Here is a 963-nt window from a genome sequence, read left to right as displayed (position 1 = left end):
CGCAAGGTCAAGGCGATCACCGAAGAGCTGTGCGGGCACAGCTTCTCGGCCTCGGCCATCTCGGCGATCAACAAGAGCCTGGACGAGGCGCTCGAGCGCTTTGCCAGCCGGCAACTGGAAGAGGCGTATCCGTACGTGATTCTGGATGCGCGCTACGAGAAGGTGCGCGAGGACGGTGTGATCCGCTCGATGGCGGTGCAGATCGCCATTGGCATCAACTGGGAGGGGCAGCGTCAGGTGCTGGCGGTCGAGACGGCAAACCGGGAGAGCCTGAGCAGTTGGAAGGACTTCCTGCTGCGGCTCAAGGAGCGTGGGCTCACCGGCGTGGAGTTCGTGGTCTCGGACGACCACGCGGGCCTGAAGAAGGCGATCAGCGAGGTGTTGTGCGAAGCGGCATGGCAGCGCTGCTATGTGCATTTCCTGCGCAACGCGCTCGATTACCTGCCCAGGAAGGCCGACGACGACTGTCTGCAGGAGCTGCGCTGGATCTACGACCGGCGCGACTTGCAGGAAGCCAACCGCGATCTGGCGGCGTGGATCACCAAGTGGCAGGGCAAGTACCCGAAGCTCGTCGACTGGGCCGAGAGCAACATCGGCGAAACCTTGAGCTTCTACCGGCTGCCCCGGGCGCACCACAAGCACTTGAAGAGCACCAACATGCTCGAGCGCCTCAACGAGGAGATCAAGCGGCGCACGCGCGTGGTGAGGATCTTCCCGAACACCGAGTCGTGTCTGCGGCTGATTCGGGCGCTGTGCGTCGAAACCCACGAGACGTGGCTCGAGGACAACCGTTACCTGAACATGGCACTGCTGGCCGAGCAGAAGAAGGAGCTGTTGAGACTGGCCGCCTGACGGCCGCCGCCGTGGTCGGCGCTCCGGGCTACGCCCTGCGCGCCGACCACGGCAACCCGGAATCAACCGAATACCTGATCAACCCTTTTGCACAACTTGACGCACACAACT

Annotated in this window: 1 protein-coding gene; it reads left to right on the top strand. The window is 63.4% G+C overall.

Annotated elements, in window-relative coordinates:
* Window positions 1-852 (top strand): IS256 family transposase (locus tag BB334_RS17290; RefSeq protein ID WP_068809749.1); only part of this gene is annotated, 852 nt, incomplete at its 5' end.
* Window positions 853-963: the final 111 nt, after the last annotated feature.

Origin of the sequence: Thauera phenolivorans (assembly GCF_001696715.1) — a bacterium.
Classification (GTDB): domain Bacteria; phylum Pseudomonadota; class Gammaproteobacteria; order Burkholderiales; family Rhodocyclaceae; genus Thauera; species Thauera phenolivorans.
This window is presented reverse-complemented; position numbering and strand designations above follow the sequence as displayed.